Genomic DNA, 22,133 nt, shown 5'->3' with positions numbered 1-22,133 from the left:
GCGCTCATCTCCCAGGCAGGAGCCGGCCAGCACCGGCGCCGATCCACGCGAGCGCGCTGCGCGTCCGGTCCTTCGCCTCGCCTTCGATGACGTCGCCGTGGGCGACGACGACGCGCTCGAAGTCCCACGCGAGGACGTCGGCGACGCTGCGCGCCGCCGCGGCGCGGTCCCTCACGAGCACGCGCCACACGTGGTCCTGGGCGGTCTTCCTCCACACGCCGCCGACCCAGAGGAAGACCTTCATGGCGAAGCTGCGGGCCTCATGCACGTTGAAGAGGAGATCCGTCACGATGAGCGTCCGCGACCGCGCGTGCAGGAACACGTGCTCCGCGATGTACGGTGCGCCCTCGATGAGGCGGACGTCGAGATCGTCGCCGATCTCCGGCGCGGCGCCGGATCGGGGCAGCGGGGTGAAGCGAAGGCCGGAGAGCTTCTTCTCGAGCCCGGGCGCCCCGAGCACGCTCGCGCGCGGCCAGCGCTCGGTCGCGGCCCTCAAGAAGACGTGGTGGAGGCAGCTCGGGGCGACGAGGGCGCGCACCTCGCCGAGCGCGTCGATCTCCCGGGCGGTGTCGTCATCGAACGCCAGCGGCGAGTGGATGACGATCCCGCCGTCGGCCCGCCTCACGACCGTCGTGCGCGCTGGCAGATCGCCGAACGGCAGCCGGAAGTCCCTCTCGTACGCCCACACGTCCTCGGCGATCGCCTGCAGCATGCCGTCATGCAAAGTCGCGCGTGATCGTTGCGTCAAGGCGCGTATCCCCAGGGACCGAAGGATGCCTACCGCCTCCGCTCGGCCTCGATGGCGGCCTGCACTGCAGGGCGGGCGCCGACGCGCTCCCTGTAGCGGCCGAGGACGGGCCATCCGCCGAGATCGACGCCCGCGAACCTCGTCCACGTCATCACGGTATAGAGGTACGCGTCCGCCACCGTGAACCGCTCGCCGAGGAGGTACGTCGTGTCCTCGAGGCGGCGCGCCACGAAGGCGAAGCGCCGACCGAGGAGCGCCCTCGCCGCGTTCTTTTGCTCGTCCGGCGCCCTCGGCTTGAAGAGCGGCGAGAACTGCTTGTGCAGCTCGGTGCTGATGAAGCTCAGCCACTCCTGCAGCCGGTAGCGGTCCAGGGTGCCGGCCGGGGGGGCGAGCCCCGACTCGGGCCTCCGATCGGCGATGTACTGGACGATCACCGGCCCCTCGGTGAGCACCTCGCCGCCCTCGATCTCGAGCGCGGGCACGTAGCCCTTGGGGTTGATCGAGGTGAAGTCGGCGCCCGACCTTGTCTTCTTCGTGCCGAGGTGGACCTGCTCGAGCTCGAACGGGAGGCCGGCCTCGCGCAGCGCGATGTGCGGAGAGAGCGAGCAGGCGCCAGGGCTGAAATAGAGCTTCATCGCTTTCTTCACAGGAGGAGCGAGAGGAGCGCGGGATCCGAACGCTACTTGAGCGTGTCGGGATCGACGCCGAGCTCCCGGAGCCTCGCCGCCAACCGCATTGCCTGCTGCTCGGCGGACTCGGCCCGCTGTTCGGCGGACTCGGCGCGTTGCTCGGCGGACTCGGCGCGCTGCTCGGCGGACTCGGCCCGTTTCGCGAGCTCCTTGCCTGCGGGCACGAGCTCGCCCTCGGGGGTGAAGAAGCGAAGCTGCCCCTCCTCGACGCCAAGGAAGAGCTCGAGCTGAGCGCTCCAGAGCCGTCCGGAAGCATCGGGGGAGAGCGGCTCGTACTGCCCGTCGACGAGGTGGAAGCCCGAGAGCTCGAGCGTCTCCGGATGGAACCAGAAGTAGTCCGGCGTCCGGAAGACGTCCTGGTAAATCTGCTTCTTGAGGCCGCGATCGGTGCTCTCGGTGCTCTCCGAGAGCACCTCCACGATCACGTTCGGATACCGGCCGTCTTCTTCCCAGACGACCCAGCTCTTGCGCGGCCTCCGCTCGGTGCCGAGCACGACGAAGAAATCAGGGCCCCGGAAGTGCTCGGTCTTGAGCTGTTTGGGGCTGAAGTAGATGGTCAGGTTCCCCGCGGCGAAGAAGTCGGCCCGGTCCTTCCAGAAGAGCTCCAGGCTCTCGAGCAGCAGGATCATCTGGACGAGGTGCTGGTAGCTCTCCATCGGCGGCTCGTTGCTGTACAGATCGCCCGGCGGGGCGACGACGCTCGGGTCGACGATCTCCGCCGGCATCGCGAAGGCGAGGGACGTCATCCCGGAAGCCTGCCGGAGGATCCCCCCCGCAGCAAGGTCCGCGGCGTACCTCGACGTGTCCGCGTAGCCGCTCGATAGCTTGCGGATCCCGGGGACGCTCATTTCGAAATCCACCATCCGGCGGAGTCCCCGCCAGCGTGCCTGCGTTCGTCCTGTCCGGCCAGCGCAGCGTCCGTCGCTGCGGCACGCCGGCGCGTGGTGGCACCGCGCGCCGCGCGCTCAAGCTCAGCTCGCTCGCGTCCGGTCGCGCGAGGGGGCCGCCCTCAGCGGCGGCGCCGGTGAGGTTTGCGGGCGCGGGAGGGGTCGCGTCGCGTCCGGTGAGGGAGGACGCTCGCGAGCCTCGGTCGTCGGGCGAGCGAGCTGCCCAGGAGAGCTGAAACTCAACGGCCGAGCGGCGGGTCGCTCCTGCCGCATGACAGGCTATTGCTCGACCGGGCAATGTGTTGCCTATCTCCTATCGGCGCGCCTTGAACCCCTGGTTGGGCGAGGTGTGTTTCTGGCCGCCGGGACGGGCTTTCTCGTCGAAATCGGACGACGAACACCGCTGGTCCGACGCTTGCTCAACAGCCCCGGAGCAGCGCGCGGCGCGTCGCTGCGGCCCCGGACGGCCGGGCGCCGGAACCGCGGAGTTGTCGCCCACCAGCACAGAAGGAGCCTCGATGCTGCTGCATAGCAGGTTCGACCACGTCGCCAGGAACACCATCGATCCCTGGATGAAGCCCGATAGCATCCACCTGTCGGCGGGTGAGCGCTGAGGTGCTGCTGGCCTGCTGCATGGCCATCTTCGTCGCGTCCATCATCCCGAGCCCATCGATGCTGCTCGCGCTCGCCAAGGGCGCCAACCACGGCTGGGGGGCAGGGGCGCTCTCCGGGGCCGGAAACATCGCGGCGACGATCGTCCAGGCGGTCGCTTCCTACGTCATGATCCTCGAGGTCGGCGGCCTGTCGAGCTCGCTCTTGCTCGGCATGAAGCTCGTGGGGGCGCTGTACATCTTCTATATCGGCTGGACGCTGATGGGCATCGCCAGTTCCGGGAGCGATCGTGAGGTCGCGGCGCGGTCCGGGTCGTCGTGGCAGCACGTCCGCGACGGCTTCATGTTCGCCGTCGTCAACCCCAAGGCGATCGTGTTCTTCGCCGCCCTCTTTCCCCAGTTCGTGGGGCGGAGCGCGGCGGGCGGCGTGATCGCGATGGGCGTCCCCATCGTCACCATCGGCTTCGCCTGCTTCATGATCTATGTCGTGGCGGGCCGCGTGATGGTGGAGATCCTCGGGAACGGGCGGCACGTCGGGAAGATCTTCGGCATCTGCATCATGCTGTGCGCGCTCGCGCTCCTCTTCGCCCGAATCACCTGATTCGCTCGAATCGCCTGATGAACACCTCCGGGACGCGCGCTCCGCCTCGACCCTGGCGCGCCGCCTCGGCTCCGCTGCGAGGAGGCTGCAGCCTCCCAGCAGGTGGGGGCACGTGCCTCGGCCGCGATGCGCCGATCTCCTGGGTCGCCTCGCTGCCGCGGCCTACACTCCCTTCGCATGTCCCCCGGATCGCCCACGCCGCCTGCCACGGCCGGCTCCGCCGCGCTGATCGAGCGCGCCCGCCGGCTCGCGACGCTCGTGCTCGCCCCTTCGGCGAACGCCACGGATCAGGCCGCGGCGGTTCCCCGAGAGCACCTCCGCGCGCTCGCGGACGCAGGTCTCCTCGGGACCGCGACGCCCGCATGCTACGGCGGCCACGGCGCCCCGCCGCACGTCGCGCGCGAGGTCCTGGAGATCCTCGCCGGTGCCTGCGGTGTGACGGCGTTCGTCCACATGCAGCACGCCGCCGCGTGCCCGCTCATCGCGCGCGGCGACAACGAGGCGCTCAAGGAGCGCGTCCTGCCTCGTTTCGCCGCCGGCGAGCGGTTTTGCACCGTCGGCTTTTCGCACGTCCGCCGCCCGGGCCCGCCGATGGTCAATGTCGAGCCCGACGGCGACCGGTTCCGCTTCGACGGCACCGTGCCCTGGTTGACCGGCCATGGGATCGCCGACGATGCGGTCATCGCCGGCGCGCTCCCCGATGGTCGCCTGATGTACGTCCTGACGCCGCTGGAGGCGGGGAACTCCATCGAGGCATCGCCGCCGCTCCGCCTGAGCGCGATGAACGCCTCGGCCACGGTGTCGCTGACGCTGCGCGATCTGCGCGTCGGCCCCGAGCAGGTGATCACGACCCTGACGCGCGAGCAGCAGGCCGCCCGCGACGCCGCGGGCCTGCTCACGCCGTCGGCGCTCTCCCTGGGCGCCGCCGGCGCCGCCGCGGCCCTGCTCGCGGACCTGGCGGAGCGCCGCGGCAGCGCGCGCCTGGCGGACGCCGCGCGGGCGTTCGAGGAAGAGAGGGAGTCCGCCCGCGCCGAGGTCGATGCATGGGCGGACCGGCCGGAGGCGGAGGGCCAGGCAGAGCACGCGGTCCGCGTTCGCGCCTGGTGCATCGATCTGGGCGTCAGGGCCGCGCACGCCGCGGTCGCTGCGACCGGAGGCAGCGCCAACCTCCTCGACCACGCCGCGCAGCGCCTCTTCCGCGAGGCGATGCTCTATTCGCTCACGGCCCAGACGCGCGATCTGCAGACAGCGACGGTCCAGCGGCTGCTCGAACGGGCGACCCGCCCCAGGTCGGGGTAACGACGGCGACCCGGCGGCTCTCGCCCGCCACCCTTGGCACCGTCCCCCGACCTGGGCCGCTCGCTACGTCGATTCTTGCGGTTCCGCGCGGCCATCGGCGCCGCCCGCGCCGTTTGGGCCGTACGCGCCGACGAAGTCCCGCAGCTTCCGGGTCTGGTAGCTGCGTGCCAGCGTCGTGAGCTGCTCGATCCAAGGTCTGAGCCGCGGATCGTGCTGCGCTATCCGCTCCGCCTCCTCCAGGATCTTGTGGACGAGCCCCTTCTTCGCGAGCGCCGACAGGATCGCCAGCTCTTCGGCCGGAGGCGGCGCGAGGTGTCCGTCGCCTTCAAGCTCCTCCGCCGGCGCGTCCCGAGCGGGGGCTTCATCGCGGCGAAGCCACTCGATGCCAAGCAACCGCGATATCTTGTCGAGGAGCGCGCTCGCCACGATCGGTTTGGGCAAGAAGTCATCGCAGCCGGCGCTGGCGCACTGCTGCCGCTCGGCCTCGGATACGCTCGCCGACGAGGCCAGGATGACGACCTGCCGGAGCTCGGGCATGAACCTGAGGCGACGCGCGGTCTCGTAGCCGTCCATGTCCTTCATGTACACGTCCAGCAGGATGAGCGCCGGCGCGCGCAGCGCCGCCATGCGCAGCGCCGCCTCACCGCCGTCCGCCTCGCACAGCTCGAAGCCGAGCGGGCCGAGGAGCTCGCGTACCACCGCGCGATTGTCGGGATTGTCGTCCACGATGAGCACCGCGCGGCGCTCCCCCTGATAGCCCACGATCGTGTCCCACCCCCTGGCTTCGCCTGGGCTCGTCGCGAGCTGCGCCTCGGCGAGCGGAAGCGTCACCGTAAAGACGCTGCCCGCGCCGACCTCGCTTTGCACCTCGATCGCACCACCCATCTGCTGCACGAGCTTCTTCGTGATGGCGAGGCCAAGCCCTGTGCCCTCGCTCTTCGCGCTCTGCTCCCCCACCTGCTCGAAGGGCTCGAAGATGCGCGACAGGTGCTCCGGGGCGATCCCAGGACCCGTATCCTCGACCCGGAACCGCACCATCCGCCCTGCCGGGACGGTCTCCTCCAGCACCTCGACATGGAGGGCCACGCTTCCCCGCTCCGTGAACTTGATGGCATTGCCGAGGAGGTTCAAGAGCACCTGCATCAGCCGCTTCTCGTCGGCGCAGACGGCCTGAAGCGCAGGTCCGCGAAGGTCGTGGGAGAATGTGATCGCCTTCGCTTCGGCGCGCACCCGGCACAGGTCGACCACGGTCCGCACGAGCGCAGGCAACCGGAACTCCGTCAGGACGGAGTCCATCTTCCCCGCCTCGATCTTGGCCAGGTGCAGCAGGTCATTGATGAGCGAGAGCAGGTGCTCGCTCGACTTCTGGATGACCCGCAGGCCCTCCCGCCACGCCGGCGGGACGTCGGGCGTTCGCTCCAGGATCTGGGCATAACCCATGATCCCGTTGAGCGGCGTTCGCAGCTCGTGGCTCATGCTGGAGAGAAAGTCGCTCTTGGCCTGGCTGGCGCGCTCCGCGGCCTCCTTGGCGATGCGGAGCTCGACGGTGCGCTCCTTGATCTTGGCCTCCAGGTCCCGGTACAGGAGGGCGTTCTCGACGGCGATGGCGGCCTGCGCGGCGAGCACCGACAGGAGCTCCACCCGCCGTTCGGGGAACGCCGCAGGCACCTCGCGATGCTCGAGGTAGAGCACGCCGAGGAGGCGCCCTCGATGCGACAAGGGAAGCGAGAGGAGCGAGAGCACGGGGCGCGAGGCCAGGTGCGGATCGGCCGCGAAGCGCGCGTCCGACCTGGCGTCGTCCACCACGACCGGCTCGTTCGTGCGCGCCACGTAGTGCACCACCGTCCTCGCCACCTCGCTGCTCTGCGAGAGCGGCTCGGACAGGCCCGTCTCGATGCGGCCTCCCTCCACCGAGAGCCGCGCCACGACCGAGAGCTCTTCGCCTTCGCCCAGCAGCAGGACGCCGCGCTGCGCCCCCGCGCTCTCCAGCACGAGCTCCATCAGACGCCCGACGACCCGCTCCGGGTCGAGCTCGCTCGACAGCGCCCGCGCCGCGCGGACCGCGGTGTTCACGTCGAGCTGCGCGCCGCCCGTGACTCCCGTGGTGGTCAGCGTAGCGACGCCCGTCGTGCGGCGGCGCTCCGCCGTCGCGGGCTGGACAGGCGCACGGAGCAGGGCGGGCCACCTCGCCTCCAGGTGGGCCACCACGGCGTGCGCTTCCCAGCGAGCATAGGCGTCCCTGGCCTCGCGCAGGTACAGCGCGGCGATACGGCGCCTGCCCGCCTCGAGGTGAAACTCGGCGCAGAGCTGAGCGGCCAGGGCTTCGATAGGAAAGAATCGCTGCTCGCGCGAGAGCTCGATGGCCTCGTCGTACCTGGCCATGGCCTCGTCGGTCTTGCCCTGCACGCGGGCGTGCTCGGCCTCGAGGAGGCGCAGCTTGTGGAGGAAATTGTCCGCGCTCCCTTCGGCGAAGTACCTCAGCCGCGCGAGGCCTCGCTCGATGTCCTCGCGGAGCCCGGCCCGCTCCGCCGCGTCCGTGGCTGTCGGCCAGCACCTCGCGGCCGCGAGCGCGAGCCAGAGCGGTATGTCCGTGACCGGAGGAAAGCCGAAGATGGACACGCGGAACTGCTCGGCCTCCCGTGCCCGCGCGAGCGCCTTCGGGTACGCGCCGGCGACGAGGAACAGGTGCGCCTCGAGGATGCGAGCCAGCTCGGCTGCCATCCCGTCTCCGTCCGCCAGGAAGGAGCGCGATCCTCGTGAGAGCGGCTCGCCCGACAGCAGCCTCCCCGCGCCGTCGGCGGTCGTCAAGAGGTCGCACCACGACGCGATCGCCTCGAAATAGTGCGTCCCGAGCGCGGTCCCCGCGCGCTGCATCAACCCCCAGCGCGCCGCCCGGTGCGCCTCGAGCTGCCCGAGCGGCTGGCCACGCCACACTCGGTAATAGAACAGGTCGCCTTCCAGCCCCCAGCTCGCCCCCTGGAACGAGCCGACCTTCAGGCCGGTCGCGCAGGTTCGCTCGAAGATGGGCGCCATTTCATCCGCGGGGCGGGAGTAGGCCGTGTACTGCCCGTGGAAGGACAGACACTCTGCCAGAAAGGGCGACGCGACGCGCTCGGCCGCGCGCACTCCAGGGCCGACCCAGCTCGCAGCGCGACGGTACATGCCCGTGGTGAGCGACCAGACGTTCGCGAAGCAAACGATGATGAAGGGAGAGACCGGCGTGAGCGCGCGCCGCTCTCGCACCCTCAGCACGGCGCGGGCGATCACGAGCCCGGACAGCAGCGGTTGACCGCCGATCGCCGCACACACCATGAGGTGCATGGTCAGCGCATCGATGATCACCTGCTCCGGGGAGGGATCGAGGGGCATCCGCTCGAACGCGTCCGGGTCGCGCTCGAACCATCGATCCAGCTCGGCGGACTCCTCGAGGAGCGCGGCGCTGCGCGCGTCGTCGGTGCCCGGAAACGCGATGTCCTGCTCCGCGAGCGCGGCGAGCCCGAGCTCGACCCCTCGCGCGAACTGGCCCGCCGCCTGGGCGCTGCGGACGCGGAGCTCCTGCGCCGAGAGCCTGGTGAGCGCCGGCAGCGGCATGGCGAGCAGCCGCGCGCACCGCGCCTCGACGTCGTCGAACTCCCGCAGCAGAAAGGCCGCCTCGATCTGCTCGAGCGCGAGCTCCGCGCACAGCGCCGCGTCCTTGCGCCATGCGTCATCGCCCAGCAAGCCCCGCGCGGCCTCGGCGAGGCTCAGGAGAAGCCGGTACGAGCTCGCCGCCTTCGCGGCGCGCGCGGCCTCGAGGTTCAGCCGCGCCAGCGCCTCGCGCTCGCCTGCGGAGTCCATCCGCGCTGAGCCGAGGTTGAGGTGCCGCACCAGCTCCAGGAGCTCTTGCGGTGTGCCCCCCTGCGCCCGATGCCGCGCCCACAGCCGCCGGCCGATCTCCAGGTGCGCCAGGACGCGCTGCGCCGGCGGGGCCCGCTCGTAGCTCGCCTGCTGCACGCGGTCGTGCAAGAAGCGGTATTCAGCGTCGAGCGCTCCTTCTCCAGTTCCAGTTCCAGTTCCAGTTCCAGTTCCAGTTCCAGTTCCAGTTCCAGTTCCAGTTCCAGTTCCAGTTCCGGTTCCGGCTCCGGCCTCTCCCAGCGCCTGCGCGGTCCGGTAGGCTCCGTCGGCCGGCACCACCAGCTCCTCCCGCAGGGCGGGCCACAGCGCGCCGGTCACCCGGGCGCGCTCCCATCCGCTGAGCCGCTCCAGGTCGTGGAGGTGGAAAGCGTGCCCCGCGCACGCCGCGAGCCCCAGGAGCTGCTGTGTCGCTTCAGGCATCTCGAGCAGCTTGTCCGTCAGGAGGGCGACGACGTTGTCGGTCACCTGCGCCTGCTCGATCTCCTTCTGGCCCCAGCGCCACGCGCCGCTCTCCGGGTCCCGCGCCACCTTGCTCTGCCGGTGCAGGGACAGCAGCAGCTGCTCCATGAAGAACGGGTTTCCTCGCGTCTTTTGCCACAGGATGCGCGAGAGCGGCTCCACCCGCGCCGCCTCGCTGCTCAGCGCCCGCGCTGTCCATGCCTGCACGTGCTCCGCCGAAAGGGGGTGCACCGACATCCTCGACACCCTCGCCCCGCTCTCCTCGACCGACGCCACGAGCCTCCACAGCGGGTGCTCGGGGGGCGCCTCGTTGTCGCGGTACGCCGCGATCAAGAGGAGGTCTCTCCGCTCTGCGTCGGTCAGCAGCGTCCTCAGGATCTCCAGCGTGGCGCTGTCGGCCCACTGCATGTCGTCGAGGAACATCACGAGCGGCGCGTTCGGCGTCGTGACCGCCCTCACGAAGTTCAGCCAGGTCAGCCGCTGGCGGGCGAGCACCTGCTCGCCGTGCACCGGCGGCACCGGCGCGAGCTTGCCCATGATCAGGTCGAGCTCCGGCACCACGTCGGCGATGAGCCGGGCGTTGTCCCCCACGTCGGCCCTGATCCGCTCCTGCCACGCCGTCAGTGTCGGCTTCGGGCTCGCCAGCCACTGCTGCATCAGCGCCCCGAACGCTTGCGCCATGGCCGCGTAGGGCGTCGACCGCGCGAGCTGGTCGTGCTTGCCCGAGATCAGGAGCCCGCGCCCCGCGCGCGCGATGTCCCGGTAGACGGTGCGCACGAGCGCCGTCTTGCCGATGCCGGACGGGCCGCCGATGAGCACGAGCTCCGCCGCGCCCTCGGCGGCGCGGGCGAAGGCCGCGCCCAGCAGATCGCGCTCGTGCTCTCGCCCGACGAGGACGTCCGGCAGCCGCAGCTTCTGCGAGAAATCCTTGTCCCCGAGCGTGAAGCGCTCCACCGCGCCGCGCTCGCGCCACATGCGCAGCGCTCGCTCCAGGTCTTCCGCTGCGCCCTTGGCCGTCTGGTACCGCCGGTCAGGGTTCTTCGCGAGCAGCCTGGACACGATCGCCGCGAGGCCCGGAGGCACATCGGGGACGACCTCGTCGAGGGACGGCGGCTCCTTGGCCAGGTGCGCGTGCACCAGCGAGAGCGGGTCGCGCTCGGTGAACGGTAGCCGCCCTGAGAGCGCCTCGAAGAGCGTCACTCCGAGCGAGTACAGGTCGGTGCGGGGATCGAGCGCCCGCGCTGTGCGGCCCGTCTGCTCGGGCGACATGTACGCCAGTGTCCCCTCGAGCCCTTCGGGGATGCTCGCCGCCGTCGCCTCCAGCGGTAGCGACGAGGCGATGCCGAAGTCGAGCAGCTTGACCTGCGCGTACGCCGCGTCGACCAGCACGTTCTGTGGTTTGATATCCTTGTGCGTTATGCCGGCCGCATGCACGGCCTCGAGGGCTCGAGCGAGGAGCGCTCCCAGCCTCAGCACCGCTTCCACCGGCAGGCGCCCGCGCTCGGCGAGCTCTAGATCCAGCGACCGGAGGCCGGGGTCCTCGATCACCAGCGCGGCCGTGCCGCCCCGCTGCAGGAGCTCCCGCGCCCGCGCTACCCCTGACACCTCTCCAAGCTGTGTCAGGATGTGATGCTCATGCAGGATGCGCCCCGTCACGCGCGAGCTCGGCGCGGCCGCCGCGGGGAGCTTGAGCACCACCCTGTCGCCGGAGGGACGATGGACCGCGCGACACACGCGGGTCTCGGCCCCTTCGTGCATCACGTCCCCCACAACGTAGTCTCTCAGATCCATCCCGGTTCAGCTCCTCTTCGGGTCCGGCGGAGACGCCCGGCGAACGACGGAATTCTCCGGTACTTCAGAGCTCGGGCCTGTGCCGGCGGCGGCCGCGTGTCCGCAGCGCGTGCTCCACGCCCGACTGCAGGGTGGCCTTCGTCACGAGCTGATCGAGCTGCAGGTCGAGCGCCACGAGCGTTTGCGCCACCTCTGCGCGGATGCCCGTGACGATCGTCCGTGTGCCGAGGAGCGAGAGCCCCATCGCCGCTTGCACGAGCATGCGAGCAACCGTCTCATCTACTGCTTTTATGCCGGTGATGTCAATGATGAGAGTGTCCGCCGTGCGCTCGCTCGCTCCGCGCAGCGCTGTCTCGACCGCTTGTCCGGCACGCTCGACGTCCACCGTGCCGATGAGGGGCATCACGAGGACGCCATCGATCATCGGAATGAGCGGAGCGGAGAGCTCGAGGAGCCGCTCCCGCTGGGCCGCGATGATCTGCTCTTGCAGCGCCGCCCTGGCCGCCTCGGCGCGCTCGCTCTGCACCAGCTGCTGCGAGAGCCGCTCGTTCGTGTCGCGCAGCATTTGCACGGCCTGCGCCAGCGCCTCCTCCGCCTTGGCGCGCTCCCGGATCTCCTCCGTGAGCCTCGTATTCCGCTCCTCGAGAGCCCGCGTTGCGCGCCGGAGCGAGATCTGGGTGTGCACCCGCGCCAGGAGCTCGGTCTTCTCGAACGGCTTTGTCACATAGTCGACGGCGCCCACCCGGAAGCCCTGGATCCTGAACCTCGCTTCGGCGAGCGCCGTCATGAAGATGACGGGGATGCTCTGCGTCGCCGGATCGGCCTTGATCCGCCGGCACGTCTCGAACCCGCTGAGGCCGGGCATCAGAGCGTCGAGCAAGACGAGGTCCGGCTGGGCCCGGCTGGCCAGCTCGATCGCCTCCTCACCGTCGCGCGCGACGGCGACCTCCAGGCCATCAGAAATGAGCGCGCTCGACAGCACGGCCAGGTTGTCGGCGCTATCGTCCACGATGAGGACGAGCCCAGAGAGCGGAGCTTCTTGCGCTTGCATGGGATTCTGCAGGCTCAGCACGATCGAGCGAGCCTCGTGCGCCCGGTCGGCGTGCCCCGGCGGATAGCGAGCGAGCAAATGCGTACACGGTGAGCTGGCGGCCCCGTCACAAGAAACATTCCACCTTCTCTTCTTCGGTTCGTACCACGGGCTGTTCAGCCTTAACATACCTTTTGTAGGCGGAAGCGGAGAGGGTCGTAGGGTGGGCGGAGAGGGTGGGCTGAGCCACACAGGTCCTCCCTTTCATCTACGTACGCATGAGTACGCATGAGATGGGCGCTTTCCGCCTCGTTCCGAGGTCCCGTGTCGGCTCGCCTCACTTGCTTTCCTTCGCGGGGAGTCCTCCGCTTTTTCGGCGCTCACGCTCCATCCCCATCTCCAGCCGCTGGAGCTCCTCATGCTCGGGCGCCCTGAGCGCTGCCGGCCGCTGGCCTGTGCTCCTGCCCGCCTGGGGGCTCCGCGCGAGATGAATGTGCGCGCGCGTCGGCGCACCTAGCGCATCGTGGCCTGCGCTCCTCCCGCGTCCAGAACCAGGGAGGCGCTCGGGGATCCCGTCGTCAGTACCCGGAAGGGAAAGGTGGAGCTCGTGAGACACGGAGGTGCTCGGCTGTGGCAGAGGCTAAGAGGGGCTGCGATGCTCGGGATGGCGCTGACCGTCGGCTGCACGACCGGGGGCGGTGGCGGCGGGCAAGGAGGCACGGGGGGAGAGCCGGCGACCGGGGGCGGCGGGCAAGGAGGCACGGGGGGAGAGCCGGCGACCGGGGGCGGAGGCCAGGGAGGCGCGGGGGGAGAGCCGGCGACCGGGGGCGGAGGCCAGGGGGGCGCGGGGGGAGAGCCGGCGACCGGGGGCGGAGGCCAGGGAGGCGCGGGGGGAGAGCCGGCGACCGGGGGCGGAGGCCAGGGAGGCGCGGGAGGGGAGCCGGCGACCGGCGGTGGCGGCGGGCAAGGAGGCGCGGGGGGAGAGCCGGCGACCGGGGGCGGCGGTGGCGGCACAGCGAGTTGCGAGCCGGGGTCGCATCTGAGCTGCTATTCGGGGCCCCCGGGAACGCAAGGCGTAGGGCTCTGCACCGTCGGTGCTCAAACCTGCCTGCCCGACGGATCCGGCTATGGCCCGTGCACCGGCGAGGTCACGCCGTCGGTCGAAGACTGCGCCACGGACGCCGACGAGGACTGCGACGGCTCGGGGCAATGCTCGCCTCCGCCGCTGTGGTCCGCCGCTCTGGGCGGCGCTGGAGCTGACGCCGCCTACGGCGTCGCAACGGACGCCGCGGGCAACCTCTATGTGACGGGCGCGTTCGAGGGGACGGTCGATTTCGGGGCGGGGCCGCTCGTGAGCGCAGGATCTACGGATGTGTTCGTGCTCAAGCTCGACCCGGCAGGCCATGCGATATGGAGCAAACGATTCGGCAGCATCCCCTACGGGGAAGCAGGAACCAAGATCGCGCTCGACGCGAGCGGCAATATCTTCCTCGGCGGAAACTATGGCGGCGCCCTCTTCGACGGGCTGCCGCGGCCTGTCGACTTCGGAGGCGGCCCGCTCCCCTGGGTCAGTGACTCCTCGCGGAACGCCGTCTTCTTCGTCAAGCTCGATCCGGACGGGAACCACCTCTTCAGCCGCGGATACATCAACGATAGCTCCCCGCTCTCGATCAACCTGCGAGGCATCGCGGTGGGCGCCGCGGGCACCTCCGCTGCGCTGTTCGTCTACCCGAGCTCCGTCGACACCGACATGACCGTGAGGACATTCGATGCGGCGGGCGAGTACATGTGGGGTTTCTCCCATCGGAGCTTCGAAAGCCCAGGCGGGATCGCCATGGACAGCGCCGGCAACGTCCTTGCGGCCATGGGGCACGCGGACGGCCAACGGCTATGTCCCTGCGCCTACTATTTCCATGTCGAGAAGCGAGCCCCTACGGGCACGCTGCTCTGGCGAAAGCTCCTGTCCGGACCGGTGCCATTCTCGGACGATGGAGGAGAGGCAAAGGACGTCGCCGTCGACCCCGAGGACAATGTCCTTGTCGTGGGCCGCAGCCTGGGAAATCTGGATCTCGGCGGTGGGCCAATCCCCGCCAATACGCACTTCGTGGTGAAGCTGAGCCCGCTCGGCGACTACCTCTGGCATCGAGAGGCGCCGAGCGACGCCGTGGTCACGGACTCCGCCGGCAACATCATCACCCTGCGAGGACAGTCCCTCGTCAAATTCGATGCTTCCGGCGCGGAGCTCTGGCGCCGCAGGTCAGCGGACACGCGCGCCACGATACGAGGCATGACGACGTATCGCGACGGCCGTATCGCGCTTGTCGGCGACTTCATGGGCACAGCCGACTTCGGCTCCGGTCCGTTCGACGCGGCGGGCAAAGATGGCTTTGCCGCGGTCCTGGCTCCCTGACGCACGCGAGCGCGCCTGCGCCAGGGGGTGACGACCGCACCGGCGCCATTGCGTCCCGCGCCGCGGGGCGGCGGCTGTTCGCGTGACACCGCCCGGGGTCCGTCCCCGCGCGGCGCCACGCGAGCACCCGCCGGGGCCCGTGAGCCCCAGCGGGCCGCGCGGCGGGCGTCTGCGCATGGCGGCCGATGACCGGATCGGCCAGATCTCCGCCTTCCGCCCCGCGGCTCCCGCGCATCCCACGAAAGCCTGGACAGTCACGCGAGCGCCGAGGCGCGCTCGGACCGCTCCAGGCGCCGGACGGCGGGGTTAGGGGCCTGAGGGGCCTCGCGAAGGGGCGCGCTTCGCGACGAAGTAGGTTAGAGTGCGCGCCATGCCTGATTTCGCCAAGCTCGCCGCCGCGGCCTCGATCGCCCGCGGCCTCGCCATGGACGCCGTCCACGCCTGCTCATCCGGTCACCTCGGCCTACCGCTGGGGGCCGCCGAGATCGGGGCCGCGCTCTACGGCGACCTCCTCCGCCACGATCCGAGCGAACCGCACTGGTTGAACCGCGATCGTTTCGTCCTGTCCGCAGGCCACGGCAGCATGTTCCTCTACGCCTGGCTGCACCTCTCCGGCTATCCGGTGTCGCTCGACGACGTCCGGCGCTTCCGGCAGTGGGAGTCGAAGACGCCCGGCCACCCGGAGTACCATTACACCGAGGGTGTCGAGGCGACGACGGGCCCGCTCGGCCAGGGCGTGGGCAACGCCGTCGGGCACGCGGTGGCCGCCAAGATGCTGGCCGCGCGTTACAACACGCCGGAGCACACGATCTTCGATCTCCAGGTCTACTGCCTCGCCGGCGACGGCTGCCTCCAGGAGGGCGTGGCCGCCGAGGCGGCCTCCTTCGCGGGGCATTTCAAGCTCGACAACCTGATCCTCATCTACGACGCCAACGACGTCACCCTCGACGCGATGGCCATCAAGACCCAGAGCGAGGACACGGCCAAGCGCTTCGAGGCCTACGGCTTCGAGGTGCTCCACATCGAGCAGGGCAACGATCTGGAGGCCGTCCACCGGGTGCTCGGCCAGGCGCGGGCGTCGAAGAGCGGAAAGCCGAAGTTCGTCGTCGCCCACACCCTCATCGGCAAGGGGATCCCGGAGGTCGCCGGCACGCAGAAGGCGCACGGCGAGGGCGGCGCCAAGTTCGTGGATCAGGCCCGCAAGAACCTGGGGCTGCCCGCGGAGCACTTCTACGTCAGCGAGGAAGTGAAGCAGTTCTTCGCGACGCGCAAGGAAGAGCTCGCCAAGGTGCGCGGGGCGTGGGAGGCGACCTTCCAGGCCTGGCGCGCGAAGAACCCGGAGCTCGCCCGCCAGCTCGACGACGGCCTCGCGAAGAAGCTCCCGGCGGACCTCGACGCGCGCGTCCCCGCCTTCGCCGCCGGCACCAAGGTCGCCACGCGCAAGGCCGGCGAGACCGTGCTGCAGGCGGTCGCCGAGGCGGTGCCCGCGCTCATCGGGTCGAGCGCCGACCTCTACGGCTCGACGTTCAACTACATCGCCTCGAGCACCGACTTCGATCCGGAGCACCTCGGCGGTCGGAACATCCGCGCCGGCATCCGCGAGCACGGCATGGGGGCGATCATGAACGGCATCGCGTACCACGGCGGCCTGCGGCCGAGCGGCGCGACGTTCCTCGTGTTCGCGGACTACCTGCGGCCGAGCGTCCGCCTCGCAGCGCTGTCGCACCTGCCGGTCATCTACATCTTCACGCACGACTCGGTGGGCGTGGGCGAGGACGGGCCGACGCACCAGCCCGTGGAGACCGTCGCCGGGCTGCGCGCCATCGTCGATCTGGACGTCATCCGGCCGGCGGACGCCGAGGAGACGGCCGGCGCCTGGATCTCCGCGCTGGAGCGCAACGACGGCCCGACGGTCCTCGCGCTCACGCGCCAGGCCGTCCCGCTGCTCCCGGGCGACGCCACCGCGAAGCGCGAGGGCGTCCGGCGCGGCGCCTATGTCCTCGTCAAGGAGACGGCGGCGCTCGAGACCATCCTGATCGCGACGGGCAGCGAGGTGCAGCACGCGGTCGAGGCCGCGAAGCGGATCGGGCCCGGCGTCCGCGTCGTCTCGATGCCCTGCGTGGAGCGGTTCGCGCGCCAGGATCACGCCTACCGCGAGGCCTTGCTGCCCGCCGCGTGCACGCGGCGCGTGTCCATCGAGGCGGGCGTCACCTTCGGCTGGCACCGGTGGGTCGGCTTCAAGGGGATCGCCCTGGGGATCGACCGCTTCGGTACGAGCGCCCCCGGCGACATCGTGATGGATCGGCTGGGCATGAATGCCCAGGCGGTGGTGCAGGCGGTGCAGGACCTCGTGCCCTGACCTCCTGAAGAAGCGAGAAACCGCCGGGAACGCCGGGAAGCAAATTCCTCGGCGCTCCCGGCGCGGTCTCCGTCTCCCGTTCCGCTGCCGGCCGGCCGGCGCTATAGTCTGCCGCGGTGCGCTGCCCGCTCTGCACTTCGCCGCTCGCCTATATCCATGGCCACGCCGCCTGCGTGAACGGCCGTTGCCCCATGTTCGGCGCCAACCAGGCCGAGTGCTGCACCGGCGAGACCGCGGAGAGCTGCCCTGCCGCGGCCGACGGCGGCGCGGCGCCGCGGCCATCCTACGGGACACCGGGGCGACGCGCGCGATGACGCGGGCGCTGGTCGTTCACGAAGGCCGGGTGAGGGACGAGAGCGCTGGACGCCGCCCCCCGCCGAGCTAAAAGCCGGCCGTGCCGTCGGGCGACCTGATCTCGCAGCTCCTGGCCCTCTTCGCGGTGCTCGGGGTCGGCGTGCTGCTGCGGGCGCTGGGCCGGGCCGGCCAGGCGGACGCCGCCGTGCTGCACCGGCTGGTCATCGACGTCACCACGCCCGCGCTGATCGTCACCGTGCTCCGCCGCTCGGGCATCGGTGACGGCGCGTGGGGCGCGGTCGCCGCGTCGACGGTCGCGCTCTTCGCGTGCGCCCTCGCGGGGGTCGCGGTGGCGCGGGCGCTCGGGCTGCCGCGCGCCGCGCAGGGCGCCGCCGGCCTCGTCGGCAGCTTCTCCAACACCGGCTTCCTCGGCGTCCCCGTCGTGCTGGCCCTCTACGGCGACGCGGGCGGCGCGGCGGGGACGGCGATCCTCGTCGACAGCATCGTCACGGCGTTCCTCCTGTGGACCTTCGGCGTCGCGCTCGCCGCGCGCATGGGCGGGGGCGGCGGCGGGGGTGGGCGGGGCCTGCTCGCGGTGCTCCTGCACCCCAACGTGCTGTCGATCGCCGTCGGGCTCACGCTCCACGCGGCGCCGATCCCGCTGCCTGTGTGGTTGGAGCACGCGCTCGGCGCGCTCGGGAGCGCGACCCCGACGCTCGTGTTCCTCGCGCTGGGCCTCAGCCTCGACCTTGCCTCGCTCCGCGGCCGCGTGCGTCCGCTCGCAGCCGTCGCCGCCGTGAAGCTGCTCCTTTCGCCCGCGGTCGCGCTCGGCGCCGCGGTCGCGCTCGGCCTGAAGCGGCCGACCTCCGAGGTGGCGGTGCTGCAGTCCGCCATGCCGACGTCCATGGTGTCCGTGATCGTCGCCGCGCGGTACGGCTGCGACGGCCAGTTCGCCGCGGCCACCGCGGTCGTGACCACGCTCGGCGCGCTGGCGAGCCTGCCGATCGTGATCGAGGTGCTGCGCCGGATCGTCCCGTAGCGCGCCCTCCGCTTCCCCGCTCATCGGCACCGATCTCTGGAGCATGCCTGTCGCAAACGAGACGAAATTCCATACCGCCACCGCGCGTCCATGAGCTTTGAAGATCGGCTCGAGGGGCCCCGTCAGGTGCAGGCGAGTTTTCGCTGTGCCTACATCAGGCGCGAGCGAGCTACCTGACGCGACCCAATTCGACGCAGAGCGCAGGTCCCGCGCAGGTGTGAGCGCCACCACGCGCCCAATCGCTGAAAGCCGAGCTTAGCAAATCGGCTTGGCAATGCTGGACAGAACATGTAAGTGTCCAGCGTGTAATAATGAATGTACACGACCTGAGCGCGATGGCCACTCGCGAGTTGAAAGGGTAGATCCGATGATCCCGCGGGGCATGGACATCGAGGGACTGCAGGCGGAGCTGGAGCGGCTCCGCTGCGAGGTCAAGGCGCTGGAGCAGCGCGCCCAGGCCGCGGAGGCGCAGGCGGCGCTGTATCAGGGCGTCTTCGAGCACCTGCCGGTCCCATCGGCCCTCTACGGCGCCGACGGCGTACTTGTGGACATCAACCGGCGGAACCGCGAGATACTGGCCGTGCCGTCGAAGGAGGCCATGGTCGGCAAGCATAATATGTACGAGGACCCTGTCGCCATGGCGGGCGGATACACTGCCCACTTCGAACAGGTGATCCGGAGCGGCGGAGGCGTGATCATGGCGCCGACCGCGTACAACACGGCCGACGCCGGCCTCGAGCGCACCGAGGACCGCACCGTCTGGACCGAGACCAGGATGTCGGCGGCCGACGTGGGCGACGCGCGCTACGTGATCGGGATCAACCTCGACGTGACCGACAGGATGCGCGCCCAACAGGCGTACCAGGACAGCACGGCATTCGTCACCGCAATCGTGGAGCACGCGCCCAGCGCCGTGTACGTCAAGGATCTGAACGGCCGCTATGCGCTCGTCAACAGGCACTTCGAGCGGCTCATGGGCATCTCCCGCGACGCGGTGCTCGGGCGCGCCGATCGCGACGTCATGCCTTCGGAGCTCGCCGAGGCTTTTGCGCAGTCGGAGCGGCAGGTCATCGCGACGGAGGCGCCGGTTGTCAAGGAGGAGCAGCTCCTGCTCGAGGGCCGCGTCCATTCCTTCGTGACGAACAGGTTCCCGCTGCTGGATTCACGAGGCAGGCTGCATGCGGTGTGCGGCATCTCCGTGGAGGTCACCGAAAGCCGTGCGGCCGAGGCCGAGGCTCAGCGGCTTCAGGACGAGATCATCCACCTGCAGGAGGCCAGGCTGCGCGCCCTCTCCACGCCGCTGCTGCCGATCGCGCGCGGCGTGGTGGTGATGCCGCTCATCGGCAACATCGATGCGCCGCGGGCTCAGCAGGTGCTCGAGATCCTGCTGGCGGGCATCGTCGCCCACCAGGCCTCGATGGTGATCCTCGACGTTACGGGCGTGCCGACCATCGACGCCCAGGTCGCGAGCGCGCTTGTGCGGACGGCGCGCGCGGTGAACCTGCTGGGCGCGCAGGTGCTCCTGACGGGGATCCAGCCCGCGATCGCGCGGACGCTCGTCGAGCTCGGGGCGGATCTGGGCGGGCTCCTGGTGCGGTCCACGCTCGATTCGGGCATCGCGTATGCCCTCTCGCCTCGCCCCGGGCGCGTGAGCGGGCAAGCCGCCCCGGGCGCGTGAGCGGGCAGGCCCGCGTGTCGGCGAGCGGAGGCGATCCCGCCCTCACGCCCCGACCTGGTAGACGCGCCGGTACCCTGCCTCCACGTCGGTGATCGTCACCTCGACGATCCCGTGCGAGGTGATCGCGTACTGCTCCTCGATCAGCGGCCCCTCGCTGCCCATGCGCTCGACGGTCACCCCGCCGAGCTCGGCCGCGCGATCGCGGAGCCGCCTGTCGAAGGGGAACACGACTTCGTTGAACGCCGTGATGTCGCCGTGGGGCACGCCGAGCCGGTCGAGCGCTGCGCACTCGACGAACCGGTAGCGGCCGACGTTGTGCGCCGCCCGGTACACGCGCCGCGAGACCACCGGCGCCTCGTGGCTCGACGGGATGCGCGCCTCCCGGTCGAAGATCGGGTCGAAGACCACCTCGTCCCCGCCGCTGCCCTCCCGGAACACCCCGAAATGGCGCGAGAGCCGGTCGGAGAGCTCGAAGCCCGCGTCCTCGTCGACGGCGATGGCCAGGCCGATCGCGATCGCCGCCGAGGGGTAGGGGGAGCGATGGACGCGGCGCCCGAAGCGCTCGCGCAGCGTCCGCGCGACGACGGGCAGCGAGCTCGCGCCGCCGACCACGTAGATCCCCGCGATGTCGGCGAGCGCTTCGCCCGCGCCGGCGTCGAGGCGCGCGATCACCGGCTGCATCGCCGCGATGGTCGACTCCACGAGGGGCACGCACCGGTCGTAGTAGTCGGAGGTCGCGATCGTCACCTCGCGGGCGGGCGAGAGGTCGCCCAGGCAGGCCTCCAGGTCGATCACGATGCGCCGGGAGTTCGGGTTGAGCCGCTCCTTCGCCTCGCGGCACTGGTCCGCGAGCGCCGCGAGCGCGCGCGCGGGCAGGCCCTCGCGCTCGAGCTTGCCGGCGTCGAGCGCCATCGAGGCCAGCGCGGCGTCGAAGTCGTCGCCGCCGAGGTGGTTCAGGCCCGCGGTCGTCACGGCGTCGTGGCTGCGCCCGGTCATGTGGACGAGCGACGCGTCGAACGTCCCGCCGCCGAGATCGTAGACGACGATGTGCTCGCGCTTCGACGTGATGGTGCTGCGGTGGCGGTGCGTGTACTCGAAGCCGGCGGCCGACGGCTCGTTCAGGAGCGCGATGACCTCGAAGCCGGCGCGGCGGAAGGCGTCGAGCGTCACGAACCGCTGCGACCCGTGCGCGTTGGCCGGCGTCGCCACGACCGAGATGAGGCGCCCGTCGTCGTCTTTCTTGGGCCGGTTCGACCGGTTCAGCACGGCGTCGCGGAGCGACCGCAGGAACAGGGTCAAGAGATCGAGCACCCGGAGCTTCGTCCCGCCGATCTCGACCTCGACGTCGGGCGACGCGCGCGGACCGGAGAGCACGCGCTTGAACGACCGGAGCACCGTCCACTCGGGGTCCGAGGCGACCGCGAGGGCGTCGAAGCCGAACCGGAGCTCCCCCCGCCGCTCGGCGGCCACGGAGGGGTAGAAATCCACGGTGTCCCCCGCCGCGTCCTGGAAGCTGACGACAGGGTAGTTCCCGCGATCGCAGCACGCGACCACGGTCCGTGTGGTTCCGAAATCGATCCCGAGGCGCAAGGTGGGGTCTCCTCCGGCCCCATGCTGCCACATCCGGCCGCCCGCGGTGAAACTCTGCGAGGTCAGTCGGCTTCTAGCTCGAAGGCTCCGTCGTAGATGGCATCGACCGAGACCTGCGCGCCGTTCGCCAGGGAGAGCGTGTCGCCACGCTCGAGCACGCGATACCGCCAGGAGCCGTCCCCCTCGCGTCGATAGTGCTCGATACGCACGTGCCATGGTGAGACGAGAAGGTAGTCCGTCAGGCAGGGGAGGCGCTGGTACCCCTCCCACTTCTCGCCCCGATCGAATGCCTCGGTGCTGCGCGAGAGCACCTCCACGATGGCAGTTGGGTTCGAGAGGACGTCGCCGGTGCCTGGCTCGGTCTGTACGCCGCCGCACACGACGACGGCATCCGCGTAAACGTAGCGCTCTCCCTGCTTGGCCGAGATCCGTTGATCGGACGAGAGCACGTGGCACCCCTTGCCGCGCACGGCCGCGCGGAGCTCTGCGCCCGCGGCGGTCGACAGGAAGTTGTGCCGCGGGCTGCCGCCGGCCATCGCGAAGACCTCGCCGAGGTGGTACTCGTGCTTCGCGGGCTGCTCGCGCTCCCACGCCAGGTACTCGGCGGCGCTCATGCGTCGGCTGGCGGCGGCGTCGCCCATGGCACGCACCTTAGCGCGGCGACCGATGGCTGGCGACAGGCGAGGGAACGGCTGGAGCGCCGCCGAGCTGGCGATCGCGGTGCCGCCGCGGGCAGCGCGTGCCGCCGCAGGTC

Annotated in this window: 13 protein-coding genes; 6 read left to right on the top strand and 7 right to left on the bottom strand. The window is 70.7% G+C overall.

Annotation, left to right across the window (positions count from 1 at the left end):
• Nucleotides 1-4 precede the first annotated feature (4 nt).
• The 3 genes from POL72_RS31185 to POL72_RS31175 all read right to left on the bottom strand — a co-directional run bounded on the left by POL72_RS31185 (nucleotide 5) and on the right by POL72_RS31175 (nucleotide 2,285).
• Nucleotides 5-712 carry a DUF4336 domain-containing protein gene (locus POL72_RS31185; protein WP_272099930.1) on the bottom strand — a complete coding sequence of 236 codons (708 nt, stop codon included), beginning with the start codon at nucleotides 710-712 and terminating at the stop codon, nucleotides 5-7.
• Nucleotides 713-777: 65 nt separating this feature from the next.
• Nucleotides 778-1,383 carry a glutathione transferase GstA gene (gene gstA, locus POL72_RS31180; RefSeq protein ID WP_272099928.1) on the bottom strand — a complete coding sequence of 202 codons (606 nt, stop codon included), beginning with the start codon at nucleotides 1,381-1,383 and terminating at the stop codon, nucleotides 778-780.
• A gap of 44 nt (nucleotides 1,384-1,427) precedes the next feature.
• Entirely contained in the window at nucleotides 1,428-2,285 is an 858-nt protein-coding gene (locus POL72_RS31175; RefSeq protein ID WP_272099926.1) for a Uma2 family endonuclease, read from the bottom strand.
• Between the two features lie 642 nt (nucleotides 2,286-2,927).
• On the opposite strand from POL72_RS31175, the gene POL72_RS31170 reads away from it, so the two are divergent.
• Nucleotides 2,928-3,536 carry a LysE family translocator gene (locus POL72_RS31170; RefSeq protein ID WP_272099924.1) on the top strand — a complete coding sequence of 203 codons (609 nt, stop codon included), beginning with the start codon at nucleotides 2,928-2,930 and terminating at the stop codon, nucleotides 3,534-3,536.
• A 177-nt stretch (nucleotides 3,537-3,713) separates the two neighbouring features.
• Nucleotides 3,714-4,835: an acyl-CoA dehydrogenase family protein gene (locus POL72_RS31165; RefSeq protein ID WP_272099922.1), complete on the top strand. Its 1,122-nt coding sequence runs from the start codon at nucleotides 3,714-3,716 to the stop codon at nucleotides 4,833-4,835.
• A gap of 63 nt (nucleotides 4,836-4,898) precedes the next feature.
• On the opposite strand, the gene POL72_RS31160 is transcribed toward POL72_RS31165, so the two are convergent.
• Both POL72_RS31160 and POL72_RS31155 read right to left on the bottom strand, forming a co-directional pair.
• Entirely contained in the window at nucleotides 4,899-10,979 is a 6,081-nt protein-coding gene (locus tag POL72_RS31160) for an AAA family ATPase (RefSeq protein ID WP_272099920.1), read from the bottom strand.
• Between the two features lie 64 nt (nucleotides 10,980-11,043).
• Nucleotides 11,044-12,030 (bottom strand): response regulator, encoded by a 987-nt coding sequence (locus tag POL72_RS31155; protein ID WP_272099919.1) that lies wholly within the window; start codon nucleotides 12,028-12,030, stop codon nucleotides 11,044-11,046.
• A 634-nt stretch (nucleotides 12,031-12,664) separates the two neighbouring features.
• On the opposite strand from POL72_RS31155, the gene POL72_RS31150 reads away from it, so the two are divergent.
• The 4 genes from POL72_RS31150 to POL72_RS31135 all read left to right on the top strand — a co-directional run bounded on the left by POL72_RS31150 (nucleotide 12,665) and on the right by POL72_RS31135 (nucleotide 19,789).
• A complete protein-coding gene (locus POL72_RS31150; RefSeq protein ID WP_272099917.1) occupies nucleotides 12,665-14,419 on the top strand; it encodes an NHL repeat-containing protein in 1,755 nt (584 codons plus the stop codon).
• Nucleotides 14,420-14,789: 370 nt separating this feature from the next.
• Complete coding sequence (tkt, locus tag POL72_RS31145; RefSeq protein ID WP_272099915.1) at nucleotides 14,790-16,778, top strand: transketolase; 1,989 nt, start codon at nucleotides 14,790-14,792, stop codon at nucleotides 16,776-16,778.
• Between the two features lie 394 nt (nucleotides 16,779-17,172).
• On the top strand, nucleotides 17,173-18,111 hold the full coding sequence (locus POL72_RS31140; RefSeq protein ID WP_272099912.1) for an AEC family transporter: 939 nt from the start codon (nucleotides 17,173-17,175) through the stop codon (nucleotides 18,109-18,111).
• Between the two features lie 382 nt (nucleotides 18,112-18,493).
• A complete protein-coding gene (locus POL72_RS31135) occupies nucleotides 18,494-19,789 on the top strand; it encodes a PAS domain-containing protein (RefSeq protein ID WP_272099910.1) in 1,296 nt (431 codons plus the stop codon).
• A 42-nt stretch (nucleotides 19,790-19,831) separates the two neighbouring features.
• Here POL72_RS31135 and POL72_RS31130 read toward each other — a convergent pair whose 3' ends face one another.
• Entirely contained in the window at nucleotides 19,832-21,379 is a 1,548-nt protein-coding gene (locus tag POL72_RS31130) for an Hsp70 family protein (protein ID WP_272099907.1), read from the bottom strand.
• Nucleotides 21,380-21,441: 62 nt separating this feature from the next.
• Nucleotides 21,442-22,020 carry a Uma2 family endonuclease gene (locus POL72_RS31125; RefSeq protein WP_272099905.1) on the bottom strand — a complete coding sequence of 193 codons (579 nt, stop codon included), beginning with the start codon at nucleotides 22,018-22,020 and terminating at the stop codon, nucleotides 21,442-21,444.
• Nucleotides 22,021-22,133: the final 113 nt, after the last annotated feature.

Source organism: Sorangium aterium (genome assembly GCF_028368935.1).
GTDB classification, from domain to species: Bacteria; Myxococcota_A; Polyangia; order Polyangiales; family Polyangiaceae; genus Sorangium; species Sorangium atrum.
This window is presented reverse-complemented; position numbering and strand designations above follow the sequence as displayed.